Annotated in this window: 25 protein-coding genes; 14 read left to right on the top strand and 11 right to left on the bottom strand. The window is 58.6% G+C overall.

The features are described from left to right. Positions 1–113: 113 nt before the first annotated feature. On the bottom strand, positions 114–1,889 hold the full coding sequence (gene aspS, locus AC27HQ_RS16600) for an aspartate--tRNA ligase (RefSeq protein ID WP_487157324.1): 1,776 nt from the start codon (positions 1,887–1,889) through the stop codon (positions 114–116). Between the two features lie 198 nt (positions 1,890–2,087). Here aspS and AC27HQ_RS16595 point away from each other — a divergent pair, with 198 nt between their 5' ends. The 3 genes from AC27HQ_RS16595 (at position 2,088) to AC27HQ_RS16585 (ending at position 4,184) form a co-directional block, all read left to right on the top strand. Beyond that, positions 2,088–2,906, top strand: a complete 819-nt coding sequence (locus AC27HQ_RS16595; RefSeq protein ID WP_487157323.1) for an SDR family oxidoreductase — start codon at positions 2,088–2,090, stop codon at positions 2,904–2,906. A 59-nt stretch (positions 2,907–2,965) separates the two neighbouring features. Continuing rightward, entirely contained in the window at positions 2,966–3,436 is a 471-nt protein-coding gene (locus AC27HQ_RS16590) for a Dps family protein (protein WP_487157322.1), read from the top strand. 154 nt (positions 3,437–3,590) lie between these two features. Next, on the top strand, positions 3,591–4,184 hold the full coding sequence (locus tag AC27HQ_RS16585) for a cold-shock protein (RefSeq protein ID WP_487157321.1): 594 nt from the start codon (positions 3,591–3,593) through the stop codon (positions 4,182–4,184). Between the two features lie 19 nt (positions 4,185–4,203). Here the strand turns inward: AC27HQ_RS16585 and AC27HQ_RS16580 are convergent, their stop codons facing one another. Both AC27HQ_RS16580 and AC27HQ_RS16575 read right to left on the bottom strand, forming a co-directional pair. Continuing rightward, a complete protein-coding gene (locus tag AC27HQ_RS16580) occupies positions 4,204–4,419 on the bottom strand; it encodes a SlyX family protein (protein ID WP_487157320.1) in 216 nt (71 codons plus the stop codon). Then, positions 4,419–4,847 (bottom strand): HIT domain-containing protein, encoded by a 429-nt coding sequence (locus AC27HQ_RS16575; protein WP_487157319.1) that lies wholly within the window; start codon positions 4,845–4,847, stop codon positions 4,419–4,421. The genes AC27HQ_RS16580 and AC27HQ_RS16575 overlap by 1 nt, the downstream gene beginning before the upstream one ends. Before the next feature lie 309 nt (positions 4,848–5,156). On the opposite strand from AC27HQ_RS16575, the gene AC27HQ_RS16570 reads away from it, so the two are divergent. The 4 genes from AC27HQ_RS16570 (at position 5,157) to AC27HQ_RS16555 (ending at position 9,578) form a co-directional block, all read left to right on the top strand. Further along, entirely contained in the window at positions 5,157–6,416 is a 1,260-nt protein-coding gene (locus tag AC27HQ_RS16570) for an OprD family porin (RefSeq protein ID WP_487157318.1), read from the top strand. A 149-nt stretch (positions 6,417–6,565) separates the two neighbouring features. After that, complete coding sequence (locus AC27HQ_RS16565) at positions 6,566–8,299, top strand: proline--tRNA ligase (RefSeq protein WP_487157317.1); 1,734 nt, start codon at positions 6,566–6,568, stop codon at positions 8,297–8,299. A 12-nt stretch (positions 8,300–8,311) separates the two neighbouring features. Next, on the top strand, positions 8,312–8,998 hold the full coding sequence (locus AC27HQ_RS16560) for a hypothetical protein (protein ID WP_487157316.1): 687 nt from the start codon (positions 8,312–8,314) through the stop codon (positions 8,996–8,998). Beyond that, entirely contained in the window at positions 8,970–9,578 is a 609-nt protein-coding gene (locus AC27HQ_RS16555) for a lytic transglycosylase domain-containing protein (RefSeq protein ID WP_487157315.1), read from the top strand. The genes AC27HQ_RS16560 and AC27HQ_RS16555 overlap by 29 nt, the downstream gene beginning before the upstream one ends. 12 nt (positions 9,579–9,590) lie before the next feature. Here AC27HQ_RS16555 and AC27HQ_RS16550 read toward each other — a convergent pair whose 3' ends face one another. The 3 genes from AC27HQ_RS16550 to AC27HQ_RS16540 are packed head-to-tail and all read right to left on the bottom strand — an operon-like array spanning position 9,591 to position 11,585. Continuing rightward, entirely contained in the window at positions 9,591–9,866 is a 276-nt protein-coding gene (locus tag AC27HQ_RS16550) for an acylphosphatase (RefSeq protein WP_487157314.1), read from the bottom strand. 19 nt (positions 9,867–9,885) lie between these two features. Continuing rightward, a complete protein-coding gene (locus tag AC27HQ_RS16545; protein WP_487157313.1) occupies positions 9,886–10,326 on the bottom strand; it encodes a TlpA family protein disulfide reductase in 441 nt (146 codons plus the stop codon). A gap of 11 nt (positions 10,327–10,337) precedes the next feature. Further along, positions 10,338–11,585, bottom strand: a complete 1,248-nt coding sequence (locus AC27HQ_RS16540; RefSeq protein ID WP_487157312.1) for a YihY family inner membrane protein — start codon at positions 11,583–11,585, stop codon at positions 10,338–10,340. Positions 11,586–11,679: 94 nt separating this feature from the next. Between AC27HQ_RS16540 and arsC the strand changes: the two genes are divergently transcribed. Genes arsC through AC27HQ_RS16525 form a run of 3 tightly spaced genes read left to right on the top strand, consistent with a single transcriptional unit; the run spans position 11,680 to position 13,044 of the window. Next, positions 11,680–12,033 (top strand): arsenate reductase (glutaredoxin), encoded by a 354-nt coding sequence (gene arsC, locus AC27HQ_RS16535; RefSeq protein ID WP_487157311.1) that lies wholly within the window; start codon positions 11,680–11,682, stop codon positions 12,031–12,033. Further along, positions 12,030–12,650, top strand: coding sequence for an NAD(P)H:quinone oxidoreductase (gene wrbA / locus AC27HQ_RS16530; RefSeq protein WP_487157310.1), 621 nt, complete (start codon positions 12,030–12,032; stop codon positions 12,648–12,650). Before arsC ends, wrbA begins: the two co-directional genes overlap by 4 nt. Continuing rightward, positions 12,634–13,044 (top strand): DUF2069 domain-containing protein, encoded by a 411-nt coding sequence (locus AC27HQ_RS16525; protein WP_487157309.1) that lies wholly within the window; start codon positions 12,634–12,636, stop codon positions 13,042–13,044. The genes wrbA and AC27HQ_RS16525 overlap by 17 nt, the downstream gene beginning before the upstream one ends. A 37-nt stretch (positions 13,045–13,081) precedes the next feature. Here AC27HQ_RS16525 and hda read toward each other — a convergent pair whose 3' ends face one another. Both hda and AC27HQ_RS16515 read right to left on the bottom strand, forming a co-directional pair. Further along, positions 13,082–13,798 (bottom strand): DnaA regulatory inactivator Hda, encoded by a 717-nt coding sequence (gene hda / locus AC27HQ_RS16520; protein WP_487157308.1) that lies wholly within the window; start codon positions 13,796–13,798, stop codon positions 13,082–13,084. A gap of 4 nt (positions 13,799–13,802) precedes the next feature. Then, positions 13,803–14,975 (bottom strand): DUF2066 domain-containing protein, encoded by a 1,173-nt coding sequence (locus tag AC27HQ_RS16515; RefSeq protein WP_487157307.1) that lies wholly within the window; start codon positions 14,973–14,975, stop codon positions 13,803–13,805. Positions 14,976–15,197: 222 nt separating this feature from the next. On the opposite strand from AC27HQ_RS16515, the gene purM reads away from it, so the two are divergent. Genes purM through AC27HQ_RS16500 form a run of 3 tightly spaced genes read left to right on the top strand, consistent with a single transcriptional unit; the run spans position 15,198 to position 17,701 of the window. Continuing rightward, positions 15,198–16,265 carry a phosphoribosylformylglycinamidine cyclo-ligase gene (purM, locus tag AC27HQ_RS16510; RefSeq protein WP_487157306.1) on the top strand — a complete coding sequence of 356 codons (1,068 nt, stop codon included), beginning with the start codon at positions 15,198–15,200 and terminating at the stop codon, positions 16,263–16,265. 4 nt (positions 16,266–16,269) lie between these two features. Continuing rightward, positions 16,270–16,962 (top strand): phosphoribosylglycinamide formyltransferase, encoded by a 693-nt coding sequence (gene purN, locus AC27HQ_RS16505; protein ID WP_487157305.1) that lies wholly within the window; start codon positions 16,270–16,272, stop codon positions 16,960–16,962. Between the two features lie 4 nt (positions 16,963–16,966). Then, complete coding sequence (locus AC27HQ_RS16500; protein WP_487157304.1) at positions 16,967–17,701, top strand: DUF3108 domain-containing protein; 735 nt, start codon at positions 16,967–16,969, stop codon at positions 17,699–17,701. Positions 17,702–17,779: 78 nt separating this feature from the next. On the opposite strand, the gene AC27HQ_RS16495 is transcribed toward AC27HQ_RS16500, so the two are convergent. The 3 genes from AC27HQ_RS16495 to AC27HQ_RS16485 all read right to left on the bottom strand — a co-directional run bounded on the left by AC27HQ_RS16495 (position 17,780) and on the right by AC27HQ_RS16485 (position 20,459). Continuing rightward, a complete protein-coding gene (locus tag AC27HQ_RS16495; protein ID WP_487157303.1) occupies positions 17,780–19,003 on the bottom strand; it encodes a 3-hydroxyacyl-CoA dehydrogenase in 1,224 nt (407 codons plus the stop codon). Positions 19,004–19,218: 215 nt separating this feature from the next. Next, entirely contained in the window at positions 19,219–19,530 is a 312-nt protein-coding gene (locus AC27HQ_RS16490) for an antibiotic biosynthesis monooxygenase family protein (protein ID WP_487157302.1), read from the bottom strand. A 74-nt stretch (positions 19,531–19,604) separates the two neighbouring features. Continuing rightward, complete coding sequence (locus AC27HQ_RS16485) at positions 19,605–20,459, bottom strand: SDR family NAD(P)-dependent oxidoreductase (protein ID WP_487157301.1); 855 nt, start codon at positions 20,457–20,459, stop codon at positions 19,605–19,607. A gap of 245 nt (positions 20,460–20,704) precedes the next feature. On the opposite strand from AC27HQ_RS16485, the gene AC27HQ_RS16480 reads away from it, so the two are divergent. After that, positions 20,705–21,895, top strand: a complete 1,191-nt coding sequence (locus AC27HQ_RS16480; protein ID WP_487157300.1) for an MFS transporter — start codon at positions 20,705–20,707, stop codon at positions 21,893–21,895. Positions 21,896–22,128 lie beyond the last annotated feature (233 nt).

The following is a 22,128-nucleotide window of genomic DNA, read 5'->3' as shown; positions in this document are numbered from 1 at the left end:
GGGAGGCCATGGCCTCCCCTCTCGTCTGCGCCACCAGCATCAGGCCAACGGCTCCATGACTTGATCGTGCGTCCTGGCGCCGCCCATGATCAGGCAGCGCCTTCAACAGACCGTCACTCGGCTTTTGGCTGCTCACGCAGACGGATATGCAGCTCGCGCAGCGCCTTGTTGTCCACCGCGCCCGGTGCCTGGGTCATGACGCAGGCAGCGCTCTGGGTTTTCGGGAAGGCAATGACTTCACGGATCGAGCTGGCACCGGTCATCAACATCACCAGACGGTCCAGACCAAAGGCCAGGCCACCGTGTGGGGGCGCACCGAACTTCAGGGCATCGAGCAGGAAGCCGAACTTCTCCTGCTGCTCCTCAGCGCTGATGCCGAGGATATTGAACACCGCCTGCTGCATTTCCTTGCGGTGGATACGGATTGAACCGCCACCCAGTTCGGTGCCGTTCAGCACCATGTCGTACGCACGGGACAAGGCTTTGGCGGGATTGGCCTGCAGCTCTTCGGGGCTGCACTGGGGCGCCGTAAAGGGGTGATGCAGGGCCGACAGCGAGCCATCGTCGTTTTCCTCGAACATCGGGAAATCAACCACCCACATCGGTGCCCACTCACAGGTCAGCAGGTTCAGGTCATGGCCGAGCTTGATCCGCAGTGCACCCAGGGCCTCGGAAACCACCTTGGCCTTGTCGGCGCCAAAGAACACGATATCGCCATCCACCGCACCGACACGATCAAGGATCACATTCAGGCTGGCCTCGGGGATATTCTTGACGATCGGCGACTGCAGACCCTCAACACCCTTGGCGCGCTCATTGACCTTGATATAGGCCAGACCCTTGGCACCGTAGATGCCCACGTACTTGGTGTAATCGTCGATCTGCTTGCGCGGCATGCTCGCGCCGCCCGGGACGCGCAGTGCGGTTACACGGCACTTGGGATCGTTGGCAGGGCCGGCGAAGACCTTGAATTCCACATCCTTGAGCTGATCTTCAACATCGACCAGTTCCAGCGGAATGCGCAAATCCGGCTTGTCCGAACCATAACGGCGCATGGCTTCGGAGAACGGCATGTGCGGGAAATCAGCAAACTCGACATCCAGCACTTCCTTGAACAGCTTACGCACCATGCCTTCGGTCAGGCTGATGATGTCCTGCTCGTCCATAAAGCTGGTTTCAATGTCGATCTGGGTAAATTCCGGCTGACGGTCAGCACGCAGATCTTCATCACGAAAGCACTTGGCGATCTGGTAGTAACGGTCAAAGCCGGACACCATCAGTAGCTGCTTGAACAGCTGGGGTGATTGCGGCAGGGCAAAGAAGGTGCCGGGATGGGTGCGGCTGGGCACCAGATAATCACGTGCACCTTCAGGGGTGGCACGGGTCAGAATCGGCGTTTCCACATCGAGGAAGCCGTTCTCATCCAGATAACGACGTACACTACTGGTAATACGCGAGCGCAGCTTCAGCTTGGCCGCCATTTCCGGGCGACGCAGATCGATAAAGCGGTAGCGCAGACGGGTTTCTTCACCGACATCGCTGTACTCGTCCAGCGGGAAAGGCGGGGTTTCGGCCTGGTTCAGTACTTCAAGCTCATAACCCAGTACTTCAATGGCGCCGGAGGCCATGTTGGCATTGCGCGCACCTTCAGGACGCAGACGCACCTTGCCACGGATTTTCACCACATATTCACTGCGTACCCGATCCGCCAGGGCAAAGGTCTCTTCGCGATCCGGATCGAATACCACCTGCGCCAGACCCTCGCGGTCACGGATATCGAGAAAGATAACCCCGCCATGATCACGGCGACGGTGAACCCAGCCGCAAAGGGTGACTTCCTGATCCGCCAGTGTTTCGTTCAACTGGCCGCAATAGTGGCTACGCATCATGGTGTGGTGTTCCTGTAGTGAAGTCGCGCCAGCTTGCCTGGGGAGAGTACAGGCGTATACAGGGGCGCACGGATAAAAGCGCCATAATATACCCGATAAATGCCCTCAACGGCGATAACCTGTCGCACAGATTGCAGTTCAGACCGCAGTCTGGCTATGCTCGGGCTCGACAATAATAAGCAGAACAGGGGACACCGCATGAGTGCATTATCGGGTCAAGTTGCCGTTATTACCGGCGCCGCATCGGGTATCGGCAAGGCGCTGGCCGAAGACCTGGCTGGCCGGGGCTGCAAGCTGGCGCTGGCCGATCTCAATGAGCAGGCCCTGGCCGAACTGGCCGCCGAGCTGACCAAGCGTGGTTGCCAGGTCATCACCTGCCGCCTGGACGTGGCTGACCGCGCCGCTGTCGAAGCCTTTGCCAACGAGGTAAAGACGCATTTTGGTCGCGCTGACCTGCTGTTCAATAACGCCGGCGTATCCCTCTCGCAAACCGTGGAACATACCGACTACAACGACTTCGAATGGCTGATGAATATCAATTTCTGGGGCGTGGTTCACGGCACCAAAGCCTTCCTGCCGTTGATGCGTGAGCAGCGCAGCGGTCATATCATCAACATATCCAGCCTGTTCGGCCTCATCGGCGTCCCCACCCAGGCCGCCTACAACGCCAGTAAATTTGCCGTCAGAGGCTTTACCGAGGCTCTGCGGCAGGAATTGAGGGGCAGCGGCATAGAAGTCAGCTGCGTTCATCCGGGCGGGATCAAGACCAATATCATGCGCAACGCACGTTTTTACGTCGATACCAAAGGGCACAGCGACATGCAGGCCGCTGTATCGCAATTTGACCGCATAGCCACAACCGAGCCCCATGTGGCCGCAAAGGTTATTTTAGACGGGGTTTCCAGCAACAAGGCGCGGATTCTGATAGGCTTGGATGCGAAGTTGCTGTCTTTGATTCAGCGCTTGCTGCCGGTTGGCTATCAGGGACTTCTGGGCTATTTCCTGAAAAAATCCTGAGCCGATCATTGAGTCAAGGCAGTTCGTTCCCCGTACGTATGACACGATCAGGAGCAATGATGAAAATCGACATTGGTATCAAGGAAAAAGACCGGGCAAAAATTGCCGACGGCCTGTCCCATTTGCTCGCAGATACCTACACCCTGTATCTGAAGACCCACAATTTCCACTGGAACGTCAAAGGCCCCATGTTCCAGACCCTGCACCTGATGTTTGAGACCCAGTACAACGAACTGGCTCTGGCGGTCGATGACATCGCCGAGCGCATTCGGACCCTGGGCTTTCCGGCGCCAGGCACCTATAAGCAGTTCGTCAAACTCAGCAGCATCAAGGAAGAAGACGGTGTTCCCGAGGCCAAGGAAATGATTCGCCTGCTGGTTGAGGGCCAGGAAGCCTGTGTGCGCACCGCGCGCAGCATCTTCCCGGTGTGCGATGAAAACCACGACGAACCCACCGCCGACCTGCTGACCCAGCGCATGCAAGTGCATGAAAAAACCGCCTGGATGCTGCGCAGTCTGCTCGAAACCTGAAACCGGCTCGATCACTGGCGGGCCCCTAGGGTGCCCGTCAGTCCCCTCCAGACAACGTCATTTGTTGAGCTCATCAATTCAGGGTACAGTGCCGCCCCGGTCCTTATTGTCCGCGACCGGAAACGTCATTTTCCCTGTATCCATGGTGAGTCCCTTGAAAAGTCTTCGTTACATACATTTTATTGTTGGCCTGAGCGCATTGGTCATTGGCCTGCTGAATATTCAACCGGCAGCTGCTCAGCTTGCTCCCATCGTCATCATTGCCCTTTTGACCGGCCTGCTGAACCTGCAGCAATTCAATCACAGCAGTCTGAGTGGGGGTGTGGTTCGCCGCAGTCTCGGTATTGTTGCTGCCATCATGCTGCTTTGTGCCGGCTTGATACCCCTCGGCATCCTGATTTTTGCCCAGCATCAACTGATTGGTTACGGCATTCATGCGGTAGCGCTGGCCATTGGCGCAATCTGCCTGCTGACCGTGCTGAGCCTGACCGCACGTCTCGGCAGCCTGAAGCTGAACCTGCCCAGCCGCCCTCGCCGTCAGTCCGGCCGCGAGACTGGTACGGTAAAGTGGTTCAACTCGCAAAAGGGCTTTGGTTTTATCTCACGGGATCAGGGCGACGATGTATTTGTCCACTTCCGCGCTATTCGCGGTGAGGGGCATCGTGCCCTGACAGAGGGTCAACGGGTCGAGTTCGAGGTCGCCAACCGCGACAAGGGCCTGCAGGCCGAGGACGTGGTTATTCTCTAAGGAAGCGCTGAATACTTCCTTAATAATGGGGTGGCGGCTGATCATCATCAGTCGCTTCACCCGGCATCGACGCCGCCAGCTCTGACTGGCGCCGCGCCAGCACTTCCAGCGCCCTGCGCATCCGCTCCATTTCCAGCTGCTGCTGGGTTACCAGCTCACTCAGGCTCTGGATACTGTCGTCCTGAAATACCAGGCGCACCTCAAGATCGGCAATACGCGCTTCCAAGTCATCCATCAGTCTGTCTCCGAAAAACTGAAACCGGCACCCAGCATACCGCGCAATTTATCAATCCGCGCTTTGATTTCTGCCGGCGTACAAGGCTTGGCTGGGGCATGCCCCCAAACCGGCTTGGGCCAGGCCGGATCTGCGCGGTAACGGACAATATGGTGAACATGCAACTGACTGACCACATTACCCAGGGCGGCAATGTTGATCTTGTCCGCCGCAAACACGTCATCCAGTACCTCCGCAAGGTGGCTGGACTCCAGTAGCAACTGCTGCTGATCCGACACTGACAACTGAAAAATTTCGCGCATCTGCTTGCGCCTGGGCACCAGGATAAACCAGGGATAATTGGCATCCTTCATCATCAACAAGGTACACAGGGGAAAATCCCCCACACGATGTGTATCTGCCACCAGTTGTTTATCCAGCTCAAACATATAGAATCCGCCCTCATCAGAGTTACGTTATATCCCTGCGACATGACATGGCTCACAAAAAGACAGAATTGTTGAGCGAGCCGACTGAGCTAGTGTTATTTTCAACGAAGTGTGCGATATTTGTGACACTTTGTTAACAGAACCTCAGGCAAATTATAGATTAGCAGCGTCAAGACGCTGCTTTTCAAGACTAAAATTTGGCAATTCGCTAATTAGTGCTTTAATTTGATGTGATAACAAAAAAGATGACAGGTTCCCATGGGCCAGCATGTCACCGGGTAATTTTTTTGATAACTGATGGAGCATATGATGAAAACAACTATTAAATGGACTTCCGTAGCAATGGCTGTGGCCATGGCCAACGGACTCATGATCACCCAGGCTGCCGCCGATGAAAAGGCCGGCTTCATTGAGGGCGCCTCCGCCACCCTCAGTAACCGCACCATTAACTTCAGTCGCGACTTCCGTTCCTCCGGCGCGGATCAGAGCCGCCGTGACGAAACCGCTACCGGCTTCGTTCTGGATTTCCAGTCAGGCTACTCCCACGGCGCCATCGGTATCGGCGCTGACGTGCTTGCCCTTGGTGGTATCAAGCTGGATGGTGGCGAAGGCCAGGCAGAAACCGGCCTGCTGCCAAGTGAGTACGATGTTACCTCCGGCCCAACCGAATACGCTGAAATCCGTGGCGCCGTCAAGGTCCGCGTAGCAGGCGACACTGAGTTCCGTTATGGCGTTCACAGATTGGAAAATCCGATAATAACTTTTGACGACTCCCGTCTGCTGCCCAGCCACTATAACGGCTACAGTGTGACCAACACCTCAATCGACGGTCTGTTCCTTGAAGCCGGCCGGATGAATGATCGTAGCGAGATGAACAGCTCATCCCAGACGCGTGGCGCCTTTGAAGAGAAAGAAAAGGTGACTTACCTGGGTGGTAGCTATGAGTTCAGCGACAATCTGAGCACCAGCCTCTACACCTCCAAGGCTGATGAACTGTTCAAGCGTCACTTCCTCGGTCTGACCCACACCCTGCCTCTGGCCGGCGAGCTGTCACTGACCTCCGATGTGGCCTACTACCACACCTCGGACGAAAACTCGGCCAACGACGAGTTTGACAACAAGGCGGCCTCCGTTGCTTTCACTCTGGGTGCAGGCCACCACGGCTTTACTCTCGCATATCAGCGCATGAGCGGTGACGCCGGGTTTAACTATTATGATTTTGCAATCTATCTAGCCAACTCCATCCAGTATGCCGATTTCAACGCCAAGGACGAGCGCTCCTGGCAGGCTCGTTACGACTATGACTTTGAAGGCCTCGGCATTCCTGGTCTGACCTTCATGACTCGCTATATCCGTGGCAGCAACATCGACACTGATTTCGAAGGTCTGACGGCTGGTCGCGATACCCGCTGGGAACGCAACACCAACATCGGCTACACCATCCAGGGTGGCGCGCTTGAGGGTGTGAACCTGCTGTGGCGTAATGCGACAGTCCGTCAAGATATCGGTTTCGATGGTGATATTGACGAAAACCGCCTGATCGTTTCCTACACCTGGGATCTGCTCTAAGCAGACCTGAGTTAGCGGAACAGAAAACCCGGCGCAAGCCGGGTTTTTTTATGCCCAGGGCACAACCACTCGGCGCGGGCAGGCTATACGGCATAAAGGGACAACCGTACAATAGCGACTGAATTCTCTGCCCCAGGAACGCCAGCCCCATGCGCACCAGTCAATACCTGATCTCAACGCTCAAGGAAACGCCGTCCGATGCTTCGGTCGTCAGCCACCAACTGATGATGCGCGCCGGCATGATCCGCAAGATTGCCTCCGGCCTCTATACCTGGCTGCCGATGGGGCTGCGCGTACTGCGCAAGGTCGAGCAGGTGGTGCGTGACGAGATGAACAAGGCTGGTGCCCTGGAAGTGTTGATGCCCGCCATCCAACCCGCCGAACTCTGGCAGGAGTCCGGCCGCTGGGAGCAGTACGGTCCTGAGTTGCTGCGCCTCAAGGACAGACACGACCGCGAGTTCTGTGTCGGCCCGACCCATGAAGAGGTGATCACCGACCTGGCCCGCAGTGAAATCACCAGCTACAAGCAACTTCCGCTGAACCTGTACCAGATTCAGACCAAGTTCCGTGATGAAATTCGTCCACGCTTTGGTCTGATGCGCGCCCGTGAATTTGTCATGAAGGATGCCTACTCCTTCCACCTTGATCAGGCATCACTGCAGCAGACCTATGACGGCATGTACCAGGCCTACTGCAATGTGTTCGAACGCCTGGGTCTGAACTTCCGCCCGGTGGTGGCCGACAACGGTTCGATCGGAGGCGAAGGCTCGCACGAATTCCATGTACTGGCTGACTCGGGTGAAGATGCCATTGTCTTTTCCGATACTGGCGACTATGCCGCCAACATGGAAAAGGCTACTGCCCTGCTGCCTTCAGGTGATCGCCCTGCCCCCAGTGAAAGCAAGAGTCTGGTCGACACCCCGAACCAGTTCAGTATCGAAGAAGTCAGCCAGCATCTGGGCGTAGCCAGTAACCGCACCATCAAGACCCTGGTGGTGCTTGCCAGCGCCGTTGAAGGCAAGCCGCAGGGACTGGTCGCCCTGGTGCTGCGCGGCGACCACGAACTGAACGAAATCAAGGCAGAGAATCACCCGGCCGTGCATGCTCCGCTGACCATGGCCAGTGAGTCACAGATACAGCAGGCCATTGGCTGCAAGCCCGGTTCAATCGGCCCTGTAGGTCTGGACATGCCGGTCATTGTCGATCACAGCGCAGCCCATCTGGCTGATTTTGTCTGTGGCGCCAACCAGGACGGCCAGCACTTCAAGGGCGTCAACTGGGAGCGTGACGCCCAGATCAGTGAAGTTGCCGATCTGCGCAAGGTTGTCGAGGGTGACCTGAGCCCGGACGGCAAGGGCTCACTGGTGATTCGTCGCGGCATTGAAGTCGGGCATATCTTCCAGCTCGGCAACAAATACAGCCAGGCCATGAACTGCACCGTCCTGACCGAGCAGGGCAAGAGCAGTACATTGATCATGGGCTGCTACGGCATTGGCGTATCGCGCGTGGTAGCAGCCGCCATCGAGCAGAATCATGATGACCGCGGCATCATCTGGCCGGACGCGCTGGCGCCCTTCCAGGTCGTGCTGGTGCCGATGAAGATGGAAAGCTCCGACGCGGTTCGTGAAGCAACCGAAAGCCTGTACCAGAGCCTGGTCGCAGCGGGCATCGAGGTGCTGCTGGATGACCGTGACAAGAAGGTCAGCCCCGGCGCCAAGTTCGCCGATATGGACCTGATCGGTATCCCTCACCGCGTCGTTATCAGTGACCGTGGTCTGGCTGAGGGCCAACTGGAGTACAAATACCGTCGCGATAGCGAGGCTCGATCCGTCGCGCTGAACGACATGCTGGCGTTTCTGCAAGCCGAAACAGGCAAGGCCTGAGGTCAGTCATCCATGTTCGCCACGCTGAATTCCCGTTGGACCTGGCTCTGTGCCGGTTTGCTGCTGGCTGGTTGCAGTTCGCAAACGACCGTGCAGGAGCTGGTTGCGCCGCGCATTGAGCGCGAACTGCTCAGCCAGAACGTACACATAGATGTCGGCGACAATCTGGTCATGTCGCAGCCCCATCGCAGCCTGCGCGTTACCGAGCAGTTCCTGTACCGGGTGACTGAACTTGACCCCCAGGGTGAACAGCTGAACCAGCGCGATGAGTACCAGACCCTGCCCTGGTCAAACCGGCCAGTTCAGGTCATTGCCGGTACCTTCGCCACCGAACTGCAAACCGACCTGGATGGATTGGTGCGCCTCAACCTGCTCAACGATGGCTTTATCGAACTTGATTACGACAACCTGCGCGCCATCCAGTTGGTGGTAACGCCCAGCCCTGGCGTGCGCAGTGAAGTCAATCTGCTGATCCCGCGTGAACTGCGCGGCAAACTGCATGAGGCCGTGGCATTGATTTACGACAACCTTGAAGAAGACGATGTCGATCAGTGGGCCTATCGCGTGCAACGGTTGGCAGAACTCAATCTGGAGGAAGAGTCGAACCAGTTGGAGAACATGCTGATTCTTCTGACCACGGGTGACCCGCAATTACAGGGCGAATTTATTCATGCCCTGGAAATCAATCAGCGCCCCTGACATGCTGCGCCGCTGCGTTGCAACCGCTCTCCTGCTGCTGAGCCTGTGCAGCACAGCGGTTGCGCAGGCACAGGCCAACGAGGTCGATCAGGAACTCAAGGCTGCTCTGATGCAGACCGTGGCCCGGGCCGAGAGTTTCCCCGACCGTTTTGACGCTGAGGTCTGGCTGCTGGACATGTCCACCCGCATGGCACCCTACCTGCCAAATGAGCAGGAGCGCCTGGAGTTTCTTCGGCTGGTGCATCAGGAGTCGCGACTGGCGGGACTGAAACCCGACCTGGTGATAGCCCTGATCCATGCCGAGAGCCTGTTTGACCGCTACGCTTTGTCCAGTGCCGGAGCCCAAGGGGTAATGCAGGTCATGCCCTTCTGGAAGCACGAGCTGGGCCGCGCCGAAGACAACCTGATCGATCTGGGCACCAACCTGCGCTACGGCTGCACCATCCTCAAGCATTATCTGGACCGGGAAAATGGCAATATCCGGCGTGCCCTGGCGCGCTATAACGGCAGCCTCGGCAGCCAGCGCTACCCGGACCGCGTTCTGGATTACTGGTACCGCTTCTGGTACGTCAACGAATAGCCGCTGAGCTGCTCAGGGCATCTGCACAAAGCCGGCAATCTCCTGCCAACCACAATTGTGCAACTCAACCGCGACAACCTCGGCATTCGCAGGCCCCTGATGCAACCAGGAGACCATGGCCTCGACAGCAGCCGCGTCGCCACACAGCATCACCTCAACCGAACCGTCATCCTGATTACGCACCCAGCCATCAATGTTCAACTTGTTGGCCTGACGTACCGTAGCCTGACGGAAACCGACACCCTGCACGCGACCACGGATATAACCCTGCATGCTCATACTCGGCATAACACACTCCTCGAACAACTTACTGCATTAGCGCCAGCAAACTGGCTTCATCCTGGGGACCCTGCAAGCTGTGCACCAGCTGTCCTGATGGATCAATGATATAGGTCGTGGGCAGTACCTGCGGCAGGGCCAGCCCCTTGGCTGCGGCAAAGTCATGTCCCATCACCGGAAAGGCAATCCCCATTTGATCGCTGAGCTTACGCAGCTCATCACCCTGATAGGCATCAAAGTGAATCCCCAATACACGGATATCCTCCGACACGCCATCCAGGGCGTTCAACTCGGGAATTTCCTCGCGGCACGGTGCGCACCACTCCGCCCAGTAATTGATCACTGTCCATTTGCCCTCAAGATCGGCGGCATGCAGATCATTACCGCGGTGATCCTGCCAGGCCTGGCCGCCACAGGCGGCCAGCAGCAACACTGAAGCCAGCAACAGCCCTCTGGTCACTTCGCGCATAGGCTACTCCGTCAGGTTTGGTCTACAACGGCTGGAGCCTGTCGCCCCAGCCAGGTTTTGACACTGCCATGCAATAGCAGCGCACGCTGCTGCTCCAACTGAGCCAGGGCATCCAGCAGTGGCGGGTACCAATCGCCGTCATTCTTGAAATGCGCCGGTAAATTGGCCACCAGAGGCAAGGGATCTGGCAGCTTGCCGAGCAACTGGGCCATTTGCATCTGGTCCAGATCACGGCACAGCACATAGCCACCTTGCTGCGCACGGGCAATGATGTTCTGCGTCTCCAGCCACTCGGTCAACTGCAGCCAAAGTTCTTCGTGCATGGTCCAGCCGGCTGCATTGACCCGACCCAGATCCACCACCTCACCACGCTGCTGGGCATCCAGCAGCACCCGCAGCAAACCGAACAGACTGATCAGGCGTGGCAGAGCCGGTTTGCGCCAGGCACTGCTGTTACCCAGGTTGCACACCAGTTCGGCACCGAAGAGGATGATGATCCAACTGATGTAAATCCATAACAGAAACAGCGGAAAGGCCGCAAAGGCACCGTAGATCAGCTGATAACCGGGAAACAGCGCCACATACAGGGCGAAGCTGGCCTTGGCCCCCTCAAACAACAACGCCACCAGTACGCCGCCAACCAGACCGTTGCGCAGGGGTACGCGGGTGTTGGGCACCGCCACAAAGATCAGGGTAAAGGCCGCCACACTCAACAGCAGGGGGATCCACTTGAGCAGAAACCGCCAGACCGGCCCAAAGGTCGCCGTCTCGCCAAGAAAGCTCAACGAGGTCAGGTAGGTGCTGACCACAAAGCCGGCACCCAGCAGCAAAGGACCCAGGCTTAGTACCGCCCAGTACAACAGAAAGCTCGAAAGCCCACGGCGTGGCTGGCGGATACGCCAGATGGCATTGAAGGCCCGCTCGATATTGACCAGCATCATGAAGGCGGTAACGATCAATAGCGCCACACCTATTCCCGTCAACTGCCGTGCCTGATTCGAGAACTCGCCAAGATAGCCACGCAGGGCCTCCCCGGTAGCAGGCACGAAGTTGCTGAAAATGAACTCTTCAACCTGATTGCCAACCTCGCTGAAAGCCGGGATGGCCGCCAGCATGGCGTAGATCACGGTCATCACCGGCACTACGGCAAACAGCGTTGTGTAGGTTAGCGCAGCGGCGTTCTTTGCGCAGTTGTCTTCACCAAAGCGTCTGAACAGATAACGACTGAAGTGCAGTAACAGATTGAATTGACGCGGCATTCAAGTTCCCTGACAGCCCGATGCGTTAAGGCTTAGAATAAACCCCATGACTGGCATTAGCCACCCGAGAAGCCTTCCTGTAACGGAGAGTCACATGTCCGCCGTGCGTATCTACCACAACCCTCGCTGCTCCAAGTCGCGTCAGGCACTGGCCTTGCTCCAGGCACGGGGCGAAGAAATTGAGGTCATTGATTACATCGAAGACCAACTGAGTAATGCCGAGATCAGTGATCTGCTCAAGCAACTGGGCATGCGCGCTCGCGATCTGATGCGTAGCGGTGAAGACAGCTACAAGGAGCTCAAGCTCGGCAACCCCGACCTGAGCGAGGCCCAACTGGTGCAGGCCATGGCTGATTACCCGCGCCTGATCGAACGACCGATCGTGGTGTATAACGGCCGCGCGCTGGTCGCCCGCCCACCCGAGCGCATTGAGGAACTGTTCGCATGACCGCCGCTTATGCACTGGTGTTGTTCTACAGTCGCCATGGTTCAACGGGGAAAATGGCCAGACTGATTGCCGAAGGCATTGAACAGTCGGGACTCGAAGCGCGCGTGCGCACCGTCCCTGAGGTCAGCGCCGAGACTCGCGTTGCCAGTCCTGCGGTACCCGACAGCGGTGCACCCTACTGCACAGAGGATGATCTGCGTCATTGCGCGGCGCTGGTACTGGGTAGCCCGACCCGCTTCGGCAACATGGCCGCACCACTCAAGCACTTTATCGACGGCACCAGCAGCCTGTGGCTGGCGGGCACGCTGGCCAACAAGCCGGCTGCGGTGTTCACCTCCACCGCCAGCCTGCACGGCGGCCAGGAAAGCACGCTGCTGTCCATGCAGCTGCCGCTGTTGCACCACGGCATGCTGCTGGTCGGCCTGCCCTACAGCAACCCGGAACTGACCGAGACCCGCGGCGGCGGAACGCCCTACGGTGCCAGCCACCATGCCGGTGCCGATGGTTCCAGAGCGCTGGACAAACACGAGTCAGCCCTGTGCCGTGCACTGGGCAAGCGCGTGGCACTGATCACCCGTCAACTGCACGCAGGAGCGGCGCATGTCCAAACAGCCTAAACCCCTGCCCAGCCTCGATAGCTTGCAGCCAAAACTGAAGTTCAGTCGCGTCATGTCGCTGATTGGCTACGTTGGCGTGCTGGCAACGCTGCTGATCTACAACGGTGTCTATGCCAACCTGCACGGTGCCAACCCGCTGGCCATCCTTGCCACCCTGTTGCTGCCCCTGCTGATTTTTTTGCCGGGCATGCTGATGGGCGGCGTGCGCACCCATGCCTGGCTGTGCTTTGTCATCAACCTGTATTTCATTCACGGGGTACTGGCCGCACTGCAAGCGGACACGCAGATTTACGGTGGCTTGCTGGTATTTTTCTGCGTGCTGTTCTTTATTCCGGCCATGGGCTACGTGCGCTGGGGCTTTCAGGCCAAACGTATTGCCGAGGGCGAGGTTTAAGCGGCAAGAAACCGCTGAACAATCCGGGCGCGTTTACTTACCAGCCCATGGTGCTCTTGACAAAGGGAATGGTCAGGCGCCGCTGGGCCTGCAGGGACGCCTGATCGAGCTTTTCAAGCGATTCGAATAGCTCGGCCAGGCCACGTTCTCCGCGACTCAGCATAAAGCGCGCAACCTCATCGGAGAGTTGCAAGCCACGCAGTTCAGCGCGCAGTTGCAGCATTTGCTGTTTCTGCCGGTCATCCAGCGCCTGCAACTGAAACACCAGCCCCCAGGCCAGACGTGAGGCCAGATCCGGTAACTGAAAAGGCATGGCTCTGGGCGCTGCAGACGCCGCCAACAGCAGCCGACCGCCGTGCTCCCTGAGCCGATTGAACAGGTGGAACAGCGCCTCCTCCCAGTCAGGGTCACCGGCCAGCGCGTCCAGCTGATCGATACACAGCAGATCGACTTCATCCAGCCCTTCCAACAGCGTCGGCCCGTGATCCAGTACCGTATCCAGCGGCAGATACATGGCCAGACCACCCTCGGCTGCCATGGCCGTGCACGCCGCCTGCAGCAAATGCGAACGACCACTGCCTGCGCTACCCCACAGGTACACACAGCCCTCGCTGACCACCTGCTGCGGATCAGCGAGGCTAATCAGGGCGTCAAGCAGCGTGGCGTTGGGGCCCGGGAAAAAGTTACCAAAGGTGGCCTCGTCATTCAGTTTGATGCCGAGGGGTAGCTGCATGGGCTGAGCGGGTGAAGACATGCTCTCAGCGCCAGCGGAAATACAGGGTCTGTTGCTGCGCGGTATCTGCTTCGGGCTCCACTGGCTCGTCTTCAGGTTCAGGTTCAGGTTCAGCCTCCGACTCGCTCTGCGCTTCCTCAGCCAGCAATTCATCCATGGTGGCCGGTTCGCTTTCCGGCTCCTCGACCTGCGGCTGACTGACCACCGGCGCGGGCAAGCGCAGCAGGCGCTGATCCAGCACCAGCAGACGCTCCAACTGCGACTCGGAACCGGGGAAATCCAGACCCATGCGCACCTGACTGCCCTCAATAGAGAGAATCTGCGGCGCGGAGTTGCCACTCAGCTGTTGCAGCGTGCGTTGCAGACCGGAAAAGGCATCCAGATCGCTCACGTTGTCCACCACCAGCACCCAACGCCCGGCCTGTTGTTCGGCGCTCGGCGCCAAGGGCTGCACGGCGTACTGGGCAAAGATCAGATTGGCCAGATTCAGCATCAGTTTATCGGCCGCCAGCTCAGCCGACGACTCGCTGACGCGGCCCGTGTGCTGCTTATCATGCACCCACAGGGTCCAGCTCAAACGGACATCGTCGCCTTGCGGATCAATCGCCAGAGCCAGCACCACCTCACTGGCGTAGCGCTCACTGGCGGGTAACAGCACGTCCTTATCAGCCTCGCGGATCTGTGCCTCGGTAACCAGACTGCGATCCTGCAAATCGGCCAACGGCACCGTCAGCGCCACCGCTCGTTGCTGCGCAGCGGCGCGCAGCAGATTGCTCCACTCACTGCCCTGCAATACCAGTTCATCGCCCAGTGTGCCCGGCATCACGGCCCAGAGAATCACTTCAGGACGACTGGCGCCCAGCATCGGCAAGCGCGCCTGACCAAGCAGGCCACGCAGCAGTGCTGGTTCAAAATCCACTTGCAGGCGCTCATCGTCACCCGAGCCGATCCGTCGCATCAGACTACGCGGGTCGTCCAGTGCCGCCTTCAAGGGTGTCTGGGCCTTCAACACATCCGGGCCACCAATGCGCAGCAACATCACATCCAGTGCTGCACGCAGCTGTTGATCACGGTCCTGCTCCTCATCCAGCGGCAACTCGACGCGGAAAAAATCCTCGATAACGGCAGCCGCCAACAGGCCCGGGAACAGGCTCAGTGACAGGATCAAGGACAGTAGCGACTTACGCATTACAGACATGAAAGGGTTCCGTCGGGAGCAATACCGGACAGGCTGAAAGCGGCCCGGTTGGGTGTATTGATCCACATACATTAAACAAGCGCTGCGACGGCGGCAACCAAGGCGTCAATGGATGCGTGCTTGAGCATGGTTCTTGGCCGTGCAAATTGCTAAACTAGCGGGCTATGTCGCAGCAGCTTGTCCCGGGCTGGCTGTTATTCATTTATTCATCGAGAGTCGCGCATGAGCAGCCAACCCCCTTCCAAGCCTTCCATCAGCTACAAGGATGCGGGTGTCGACATCGACGCCGGCAATGCCCTGGTCGACCGTATCAAGCATGTTGCCAAACGTACCAGCCGACCAGAAGTCATGGGCGGACTGGGTGGTTTCGGCGCCCTGTGCGAGATCCCTGCCGGTTACAAGCAACCAGTGCTGGTGTCCGGCACCGACGGTGTCGGTACCAAACTGCGCCTGGCCATGGACCTCGGCAAGCATGACAGCATCGGCATTGATCTGGTTGCCATGTGCGTCAACGATCTGCTGGTCTGTGGCGCCGAGCCACTGTTCTTCCTGGATTATTACGCCACCGGCAAACTGAACATTGATATTGCTGCCCAGGTGGTGACGGGCATCGGTGCTGGCTGTGAACTGGCTGGCTGCGCACTGGTCGGCGGTGAAACCGCGGAAATGCCCGGCATGTACGAAGGCGAAGATTACGATCTGGCCGGCTTCTGTGTTGGTGTTGTGGAAAAGTCCGAGATCATCGACGGAACCCGTGTACAACCCGGCGACGTCCTGCTCGCCCTACCCTCATCAGGCCCACACTCCAACGGCTACTCGCTGATCCGCAAGATCATTGAAGTCTCCGGCGTCGATATCAACCAGACACAACTGAATGGCAAGCCGCTGACTGACCTGCTGATGGCGCCAACACGCATCTACGTCAAGGCACTGCTGCAACTGATTCGTGAAACCGGCGCCGTCAAGGCCATGGCCCACATCACCGGCGGCGGACTGCTGGAAAATATTCCACGTGTGCTGCCCGCCGATGCCAGCGCCATCATTGACCTGAACAGCTGGCAGCGTCCCGACGTATTCAACTGGTTGCAGCAGCAGGGCAATGTTGATGAAACCGAAATGCACCGCGTACTGAACTGCGGCGTAGGCATGGTCATCTGTGTCGCCGAAGACCAGGCCGCCACTGCCATGCAGGTACTGACCCAGGCTGGCGAAGCGCCTTGGATCATCGGCCGCATCACCCAGGCCGAGCCGGGTGCCGAGCCGGTAGTGCTCCAGCACCAGGGCCACTGAGCCAGTGGCCTGTCGCATTGTGGTGCTGATCTCCGGATCCGGCACCAACCTGCAAGCCCTGATAGACGATCTGGCGCCGCGCGCCGAGCACGGCCAGATCGTAGCGGTAATCTCCAACAAGGCAGATGCCTTTGGCCTGCAGCGCGCCCAGGCAGCAGGCATCCCGACCCGCACCCTCAGCCACCGCGATTACCCCGACCGAGCCCTGTTTGATCAGGCGCTGTGCAGCGTCATTGATGAGTTTGCCCCCGATCTGGTGCTGCTGGCCGGCTTCATGCGTATCCTCACCGCTGATTTTGTCCGGCATTTTCATGGTCGGCTGTTGAACATTCATCCCTCGCTGTTGCCCAAGTACAAGGGCTTGCATACGCATGCGCGCGCCCTGGAGGCCGGCGATCGGGAGCATGGCAGTACAGTGCATTTCGTGACCGAGGAACTGGACGGCGGACCACTGATCGTTAGCGCCAGGGTAAGCATCAGCGCAACGGATACTGAAGCAAGCCTGGCAGCCAAGGTTCAACAGGGCGAGCATCGCCTCTATCCGTTGGCAATGAACTGGTTTATCCAGGGCCGATTACGCCTGCAGGACAATCGTGCCTGCCTCGATGGCCAGCCCATTCCCGAGCAGGGGCTGGATCTGGAAGACTGTGAGACTGACAAACGAGAACATGCCCATGTGTTACAGCAGGACCAATAATAAAATGAAAACCGCTCTGACCTGGCTCTCCAGCATCAGCTTCGGGCTGCTGGCCAGCGCCTTGAGCGCCGCTGAGCTCACCCCGTTCAGCGCCAGCTACGCCGCGGACATGAAAAAAATTCCGGTCAACGGTGAAGCCACTCACTCCCTGAGCAGTAACGAGGACGGCACCTGGACCCTGACATTCAACGCCGGCATGTTTGTCGCGCGGCTGACCGAAGAAAGCATCCTGCGCCTGGAACAGGATCGCCTGCTGCCCCTGAGCTACCGCTACGAGCGTCGTGGACTGGGCCGCAGCCGGGAAACCACGCAGCATTTTGACTGGGACAATCAGCAAGTCAGCGGCACGCACAAGGGTGACGACTTCACCCTGGCGACCGAACCCGGCCTGCTGGACAAGACCACCTACCAACTGGCGCTGCAGCGCGACCTGATGGCGGGTCTGGAAGAAATGCACTACCGCGTGGTGGATGGCGACGACATTGACGACTACCACTTCCGCGTCACCGGCGAGCGCCGCGTCACTACCCGCGCAGGCCAGTTCGACGCCGTCGAGGTTGAGCGGGTACGTGAAGCAGACGCCCAGCGCACCACCACCCTATGGTTTGCCAAGGACTGGAACTACCTGCTGGTGCGCCTGACCCAGATCGAAACCGACGGCCAGCAGTACCAGATCATGCTCAAGGAAGCGACCATGAACGGTACGCCGGTCATTGGCGATCCGGTTGCCGCCGACTGAGTCACTGGCGGGCACAGAGCGCAGGCATAAAAAAACCGCAGCCAGATCAGTCTGACTGCGGTTTTTTCATATCAGGGCTCAGGCCTTGGTGAAACGCTCACCGGCTTCAGCACGCTTGACCAGACCCGCGGCGGGCTTCCAGAACTCGCCCTTGCTCGCTTCCAGCTCAAGGATCTGCTGCAGCACCACATCCAGACCCAGGCTGTCGGCGTAGCTCATCGGGCCGCCACGCTCGGCCGGGAAGCCGTAGCCATACAGGTAAACGCGGTCGATATCCTCAGCGGACTCGGCAAAGCCTTCGTCCAGGATCCGCGCACCTTCGTTGACCAGCGCCAGAATACAGCGACGGACGATTTCCTCGGCACCCACATCGCGCTGGGTGTAACCGGCTTCTTCAGCCACTTCACGGGCCAGCATGTCGGTTTCCGGATCGTGCATGGCCTGACGGTTGCCCGGCTCGTATTTGTAGAAACCATGGCCGCTCTTCTGACCGAAGCGCTCCATTTCGCACAGTTTGTTGTCCAACCAGACAATCGGCTCACCGCGGCCAACACCGGCCAACTGACGTGAGCGCCAGCCCAGATCGACACCCACCACGTCATACATGCGGTAGGGACCCATGGCCATGCCAAAGCCCTGCAGCGCCTGGTCAACCTGCCACGGGGTAGAACCTTCCAGCACTACTTCGCGGGACTGGCGGGAATACTTCTCGAGCATGCGGTTGCCGATGAAACCGTGGCAGTTGCCAGCCAGTACGGCCTGCTTGCCAATCTTCTTGCCCACTGCCAGACAGGCATCCATGACATCCTGGGCAGTGGCCTTGCCGCGCACCACTTCCAGCAGCTTCATGATGTGCGCCGGACTGAAGAAGTGCAGACCCAGGACCTGAGTCGGACGTCCGGTGGCCGAGGCGATGTCGTCGATATCCAGGTAGGAGGTGTTGGTCGCCAGAATGGCAGAGGCCTTCACTGCCGTATCCAGCTCGGCAAATATCTTTTTCTTCAGATCCATGTTCTCGTAAACCGCCTCAACCACCAGATCCATATCCTGCAGAGCAGCATAATCCTGTGTGGTGGTGATGCGCGCCAGGCGAGCCTGGGCTTCGGCATCATCAAAACGCTCCTGGGCAACGGAACGTTTGTAGACGCTGGCAATATCGACCAGACCCTTTTCCAGCATCTCGGCATTCACATCCAGCCAGGTGACCGGGTAGCCGGCGTTGACAAAGTTCATGACGATGCCACGGCCCATGGTGCCTGCACCGATTACACCAACCTTCTTGATACCTTCAAATGACGCCATTGCAGCCTACCTCCGGATTAGAAATGTCATAGCCTGAGACCCGGCAGTGGTTACTGACTGCCCGGTCGCTGAATCAAGGCCCAATACATTACGCAAAAGTGCCGCAAATTTGAAACGAATACCGATGATGGACCCTATTCACATTATGAATAAGCTGTCGTTCTGAATAATATTCACGTTGAACGTAGAGGCCACATATCAACCTCCCCGCGCGCTCAACCGCTTGGCAACACCACCCATTCCGGCTCTTCGAATTCGCCAATCAGGGTGATCTCGCAGTTGCGCGCGTGTTTTTCCAGAATGCCCTTGACCATCTGGTCGCGGTTGTCGTCCTTGGCATCGCGGGCGGCCTTGGACTCCCAGCTGGCAATCGCCAGCAGGGTATCCGGCTCGCCGATCTTGCGGTGCAGACGGGTACCCAGGGCGCCGGGCGTGCGCTGGATCACTTCACTGGCGCGAATCCAGGCCTCGGCATACTCGTCCACGGTGTAACCGGGCTTCATGCGTACTTCAAAAATGAATTTCATCGTAGCCTCCCTTGTCCTTAGGTTAGAGGCAAGGAATGCCCGGCAGGTTCATCTCCGGGCTAGAAAGCCGGTAATTACCTGTTTACAGCACCCGGATCAACCGATGCGCCCACACCCAGTTCGGTGCGCACCTTGGCCAGACGCGCACCCTCCTTGGCCGTGATACTGAAGATCTTTTCGGGATCGACCACACGCAACTGCAACGCACCCAGTTCCATGCCCTCGGCAACAATGATGTCGTGCTGGCGGGCGGTCAGGCCAGCGAGGATGGTCTGGGCGGCCGCATCCGGGTCAATACCGTTATCGATATTGGTATCGGAACGACCGCGGGCGGCGCCGCTGCCTTCCAACGCATTCAAGGCAATTGCGGTGCGCACCGAACCCGGCAGAATGATGCTCACGCCAATGCCATAGGCCTCTTCCACCTCGGCACGCAGCGCCTCGAAATAACCCACTACCGCATGCTTGGCACCACAGTAACCGGTGCGCAGCGCCGTACCGACCTTACCGGCCACCGAACTGACCACTGCCAGTTGGCCACTGCCCTGCTCCACCAGTCGCGGCAACAGCGCCTGGGTCAGCGCCAGCGGCGCCAGATAATCAACCTCGATCAATTGGCGATAAACCTCAAATGAGGTATCCAGCGCCAGACTGCGCTGACTGATGCCGGCGTTGTTGATCAGCACATCAATACGTCCACGCCAGGTCCAGGCCTGCTCGACCAAACCCGGCAACAGCGCATAGTCGGTGGTTTCAAAGGGCAACACCAGGGTGCGTTCTGGTGCCAGATTGGCGACCGCATGCAAGGCCGCGGCCCGGCGTCCGGATAGAATCACCTCGGCGCCCTGGGCCAGAAACGCCTTGGCCAGCGCTTCGCCAATGCCTGACGAGGCCCCGGTGATCCAGACCACTTTGGATGCAAATGACATAAGCGACTTCTCCCTTGCGTGCGGGCAACCCGTGTCCCGCAAAAATAGGGAAATTAACCCCTGTACCTGCTCCAGTCTGTCTTCGGTTTGACAGTCGTTCGCCTGCGGCCCGAGCAGACTGGGTCAGCAGCAGGATCACCGACAGCAAAAAGTGATCGCACAGCCTGCCCTTGCCGCCGTATTCTTCCTGGGGGCCCGGCAGTTGGGCCACCCTGCATAACAACAAGGGCAAGGAGCCCAGGACCATGCCAGACCACACCCCTGTTCAGGTCAATCGCATCAAACTGGTAGCCGCCCTTGGTGTGGCCCAGATACTCGCCTGGAGCAGCACCTATTACCTGCCCGCCGTACTCGCCACCCCGATTGCCACAGACACCGGCTGGTCGATTACCCATGTGGTCATGGGTTTATCCTGGGGGCTGCTGGTGGCCGGTGGCTGTTCGCCGCTGGTAGGACGCCTGATTGACCGTCACGGCGGCCGGCCTTTACTGGCCAGCAGCTCGGTACTGTTGGCGCTGGGACTGCTGTGCATGGGCCTGGCTACCCATCTGGTGTTCTACTATCTGGCCTGGACCCTGATGGGTCTGGCCATGGCCGCCGGCCTGTATGATGCGGCCTTTTCAACCCTGGGCCGCCTGCTCGGCGACAACGCCCGCGCCTCAATGACAGGCCTGACCCTGATTGGCGGCTTTGCCAGTACCCTGGGCTGGCCATTAATCGCCGGACTGGAGCAGCAGATTGGCTGGCGTGCTAGCTGTTTTGTACTAGCCGGCCTGCATCTGAGTATCGGCCTGCCGATTTATCTGCTGGCCATACCCAGATGCAACGCCAAGCCGGTCGAGCCCAGCACAGCGGACACCCTTCCACACCGCGACAACAGCCTCCGCCGCCCGGCGACCGGTCGGCTGCTCCTGCTGGTCGCCGTACTGCTGACGCTGCAATCCCTGGTGTTTTCCAGCATGTCCGTACACCTGCTGGATGTGCTGCAACTACTGGGTATCGCCACCGCCACCGCGCTGGCCATCGGTATGGTGCTGGGCCCATCCCAGGTGATGGCCCGCCTTGCCGAATTCTCCATTGGGCGTAACTTGCACCCCACCTGGTCCACCCGCACCGCGATTGTGTTCTGTGGGCTGGGCATTGCCCTGTTGCTCCCTGCTCTACCCTGGCTGGGCTTTATTGCCATGGCCTTCTACGGCGCCGGCATAGGCCTGCTGACCATCGCCCGCGGCACCCTGCCACTCGCCCTGTTTGGCGCCGACGGCTATGGCACTCGGATGGGCTTGCTGGCACGTCCGATGCTGGTCGCCCAGGCCACAGGCCCTGTAGCAGCGGCCTTTATCCTGGAAAGAATGGGCGCCACACCCTTGCTGCTGGTGATCTGTAGCCTGGTAGCCGTGAGTTTTCTGCTGAGCTTTGCCCTGCCGTCAAGGTGACCCGTTTATCTAATTCAAACAAAAACTCGACGAAAGACTGCAGTGACTTGCCTGTTGGGAAATGGCAAGAATCATAACGAATATTGTCGGAGATCAATTTGCACTTCTGAGATTCAGCTTAATGTGAAGTGAGTACCCATGGGGGTATGTAAAAAAGCTAATAAAACTTGGTTTTTTTATACAAATCTGGGCTTTTCATTGCTTTAAAAACTCAGAAGGAAGCTACCAATGAT

It is taken from the genome of Halopseudomonas sp. 4NH20-0008, assembly GCF_057548395.1.
This window is presented reverse-complemented; position numbering and strand designations above follow the sequence as displayed.

Bases quoted from the DNA above. Each gene is read 5' to 3' on its own strand.
- aspS (WP_487157324.1), bottom strand. From the start codon at position 1,889: ATGATGCGTAGCCACTATTGCGGCCAGTTGAACGAAACACTGGCGGAT.
- AC27HQ_RS16595 (WP_487157323.1), top strand. From the start codon at position 2,088: ATGAGTGCATTATCGGGTCAAGTTGCCGTTATTACCGGCGCCGCATCG.
- AC27HQ_RS16590 (WP_487157322.1), top strand. From the start codon at position 2,966: ATGAAAATCGACATTGGTATCAAGGAAAAAGACCGGGCAAAAATTGCC.
- AC27HQ_RS16580 (WP_487157320.1), bottom strand. From the start codon at position 4,419: ATGGATGACTTGGAAGCGCGTATTGCCGATCTTGAGGTGCGCCTGGTA.
- AC27HQ_RS16575 (WP_487157319.1), bottom strand. From the start codon at position 4,847: ATGTTTGAGCTGGATAAACAACTGGTGGCAGATACACATCGTGTGGGG.
- AC27HQ_RS16570 (WP_487157318.1), top strand. From the start codon at position 5,157: ATGAAAACAACTATTAAATGGACTTCCGTAGCAATGGCTGTGGCCATG.
- AC27HQ_RS16565 (WP_487157317.1), top strand. From the start codon at position 6,566: ATGCGCACCAGTCAATACCTGATCTCAACGCTCAAGGAAACGCCGTCC.
- AC27HQ_RS16560 (WP_487157316.1), top strand. From the start codon at position 8,312: ATGTTCGCCACGCTGAATTCCCGTTGGACCTGGCTCTGTGCCGGTTTG.
- AC27HQ_RS16555 (WP_487157315.1), top strand. From the start codon at position 8,970: ATGCCCTGGAAATCAATCAGCGCCCCTGACATGCTGCGCCGCTGCGTT.
- AC27HQ_RS16550 (WP_487157314.1), bottom strand. From the start codon at position 9,866: ATGCCGAGTATGAGCATGCAGGGTTATATCCGTGGTCGCGTGCAGGGT.
- AC27HQ_RS16545 (WP_487157313.1), bottom strand. From the start codon at position 10,326: ATGCGCGAAGTGACCAGAGGGCTGTTGCTGGCTTCAGTGTTGCTGCTG.
- AC27HQ_RS16540 (WP_487157312.1), bottom strand. From the start codon at position 11,585: ATGCCGCGTCAATTCAATCTGTTACTGCACTTCAGTCGTTATCTGTTC.
- arsC (WP_487157311.1), top strand. From the start codon at position 11,680: ATGTCCGCCGTGCGTATCTACCACAACCCTCGCTGCTCCAAGTCGCGT.
- wrbA (WP_487157310.1), top strand. From the start codon at position 12,030: ATGACCGCCGCTTATGCACTGGTGTTGTTCTACAGTCGCCATGGTTCA.
- AC27HQ_RS16525 (WP_487157309.1), top strand. From the start codon at position 12,634: ATGTCCAAACAGCCTAAACCCCTGCCCAGCCTCGATAGCTTGCAGCCA.
- hda (WP_487157308.1), bottom strand. From the start codon at position 13,798: ATGTCTTCACCCGCTCAGCCCATGCAGCTACCCCTCGGCATCAAACTG.
- AC27HQ_RS16515 (WP_487157307.1), bottom strand. From the start codon at position 14,975: ATGTCTGTAATGCGTAAGTCGCTACTGTCCTTGATCCTGTCACTGAGC.
- purM (WP_487157306.1), top strand. From the start codon at position 15,198: ATGAGCAGCCAACCCCCTTCCAAGCCTTCCATCAGCTACAAGGATGCG.
- AC27HQ_RS16500 (WP_487157304.1), top strand. From the start codon at position 16,967: ATGAAAACCGCTCTGACCTGGCTCTCCAGCATCAGCTTCGGGCTGCTG.
- AC27HQ_RS16495 (WP_487157303.1), bottom strand. From the start codon at position 19,003: ATGGCGTCATTTGAAGGTATCAAGAAGGTTGGTGTAATCGGTGCAGGC.
- AC27HQ_RS16490 (WP_487157302.1), bottom strand. From the start codon at position 19,530: ATGAAATTCATTTTTGAAGTACGCATGAAGCCCGGTTACACCGTGGAC.
- AC27HQ_RS16485 (WP_487157301.1), bottom strand. From the start codon at position 20,459: ATGTCATTTGCATCCAAAGTGGTCTGGATCACCGGGGCCTCGTCAGGC.
- AC27HQ_RS16480 (WP_487157300.1), top strand. From the start codon at position 20,705: ATGCCAGACCACACCCCTGTTCAGGTCAATCGCATCAAACTGGTAGCC.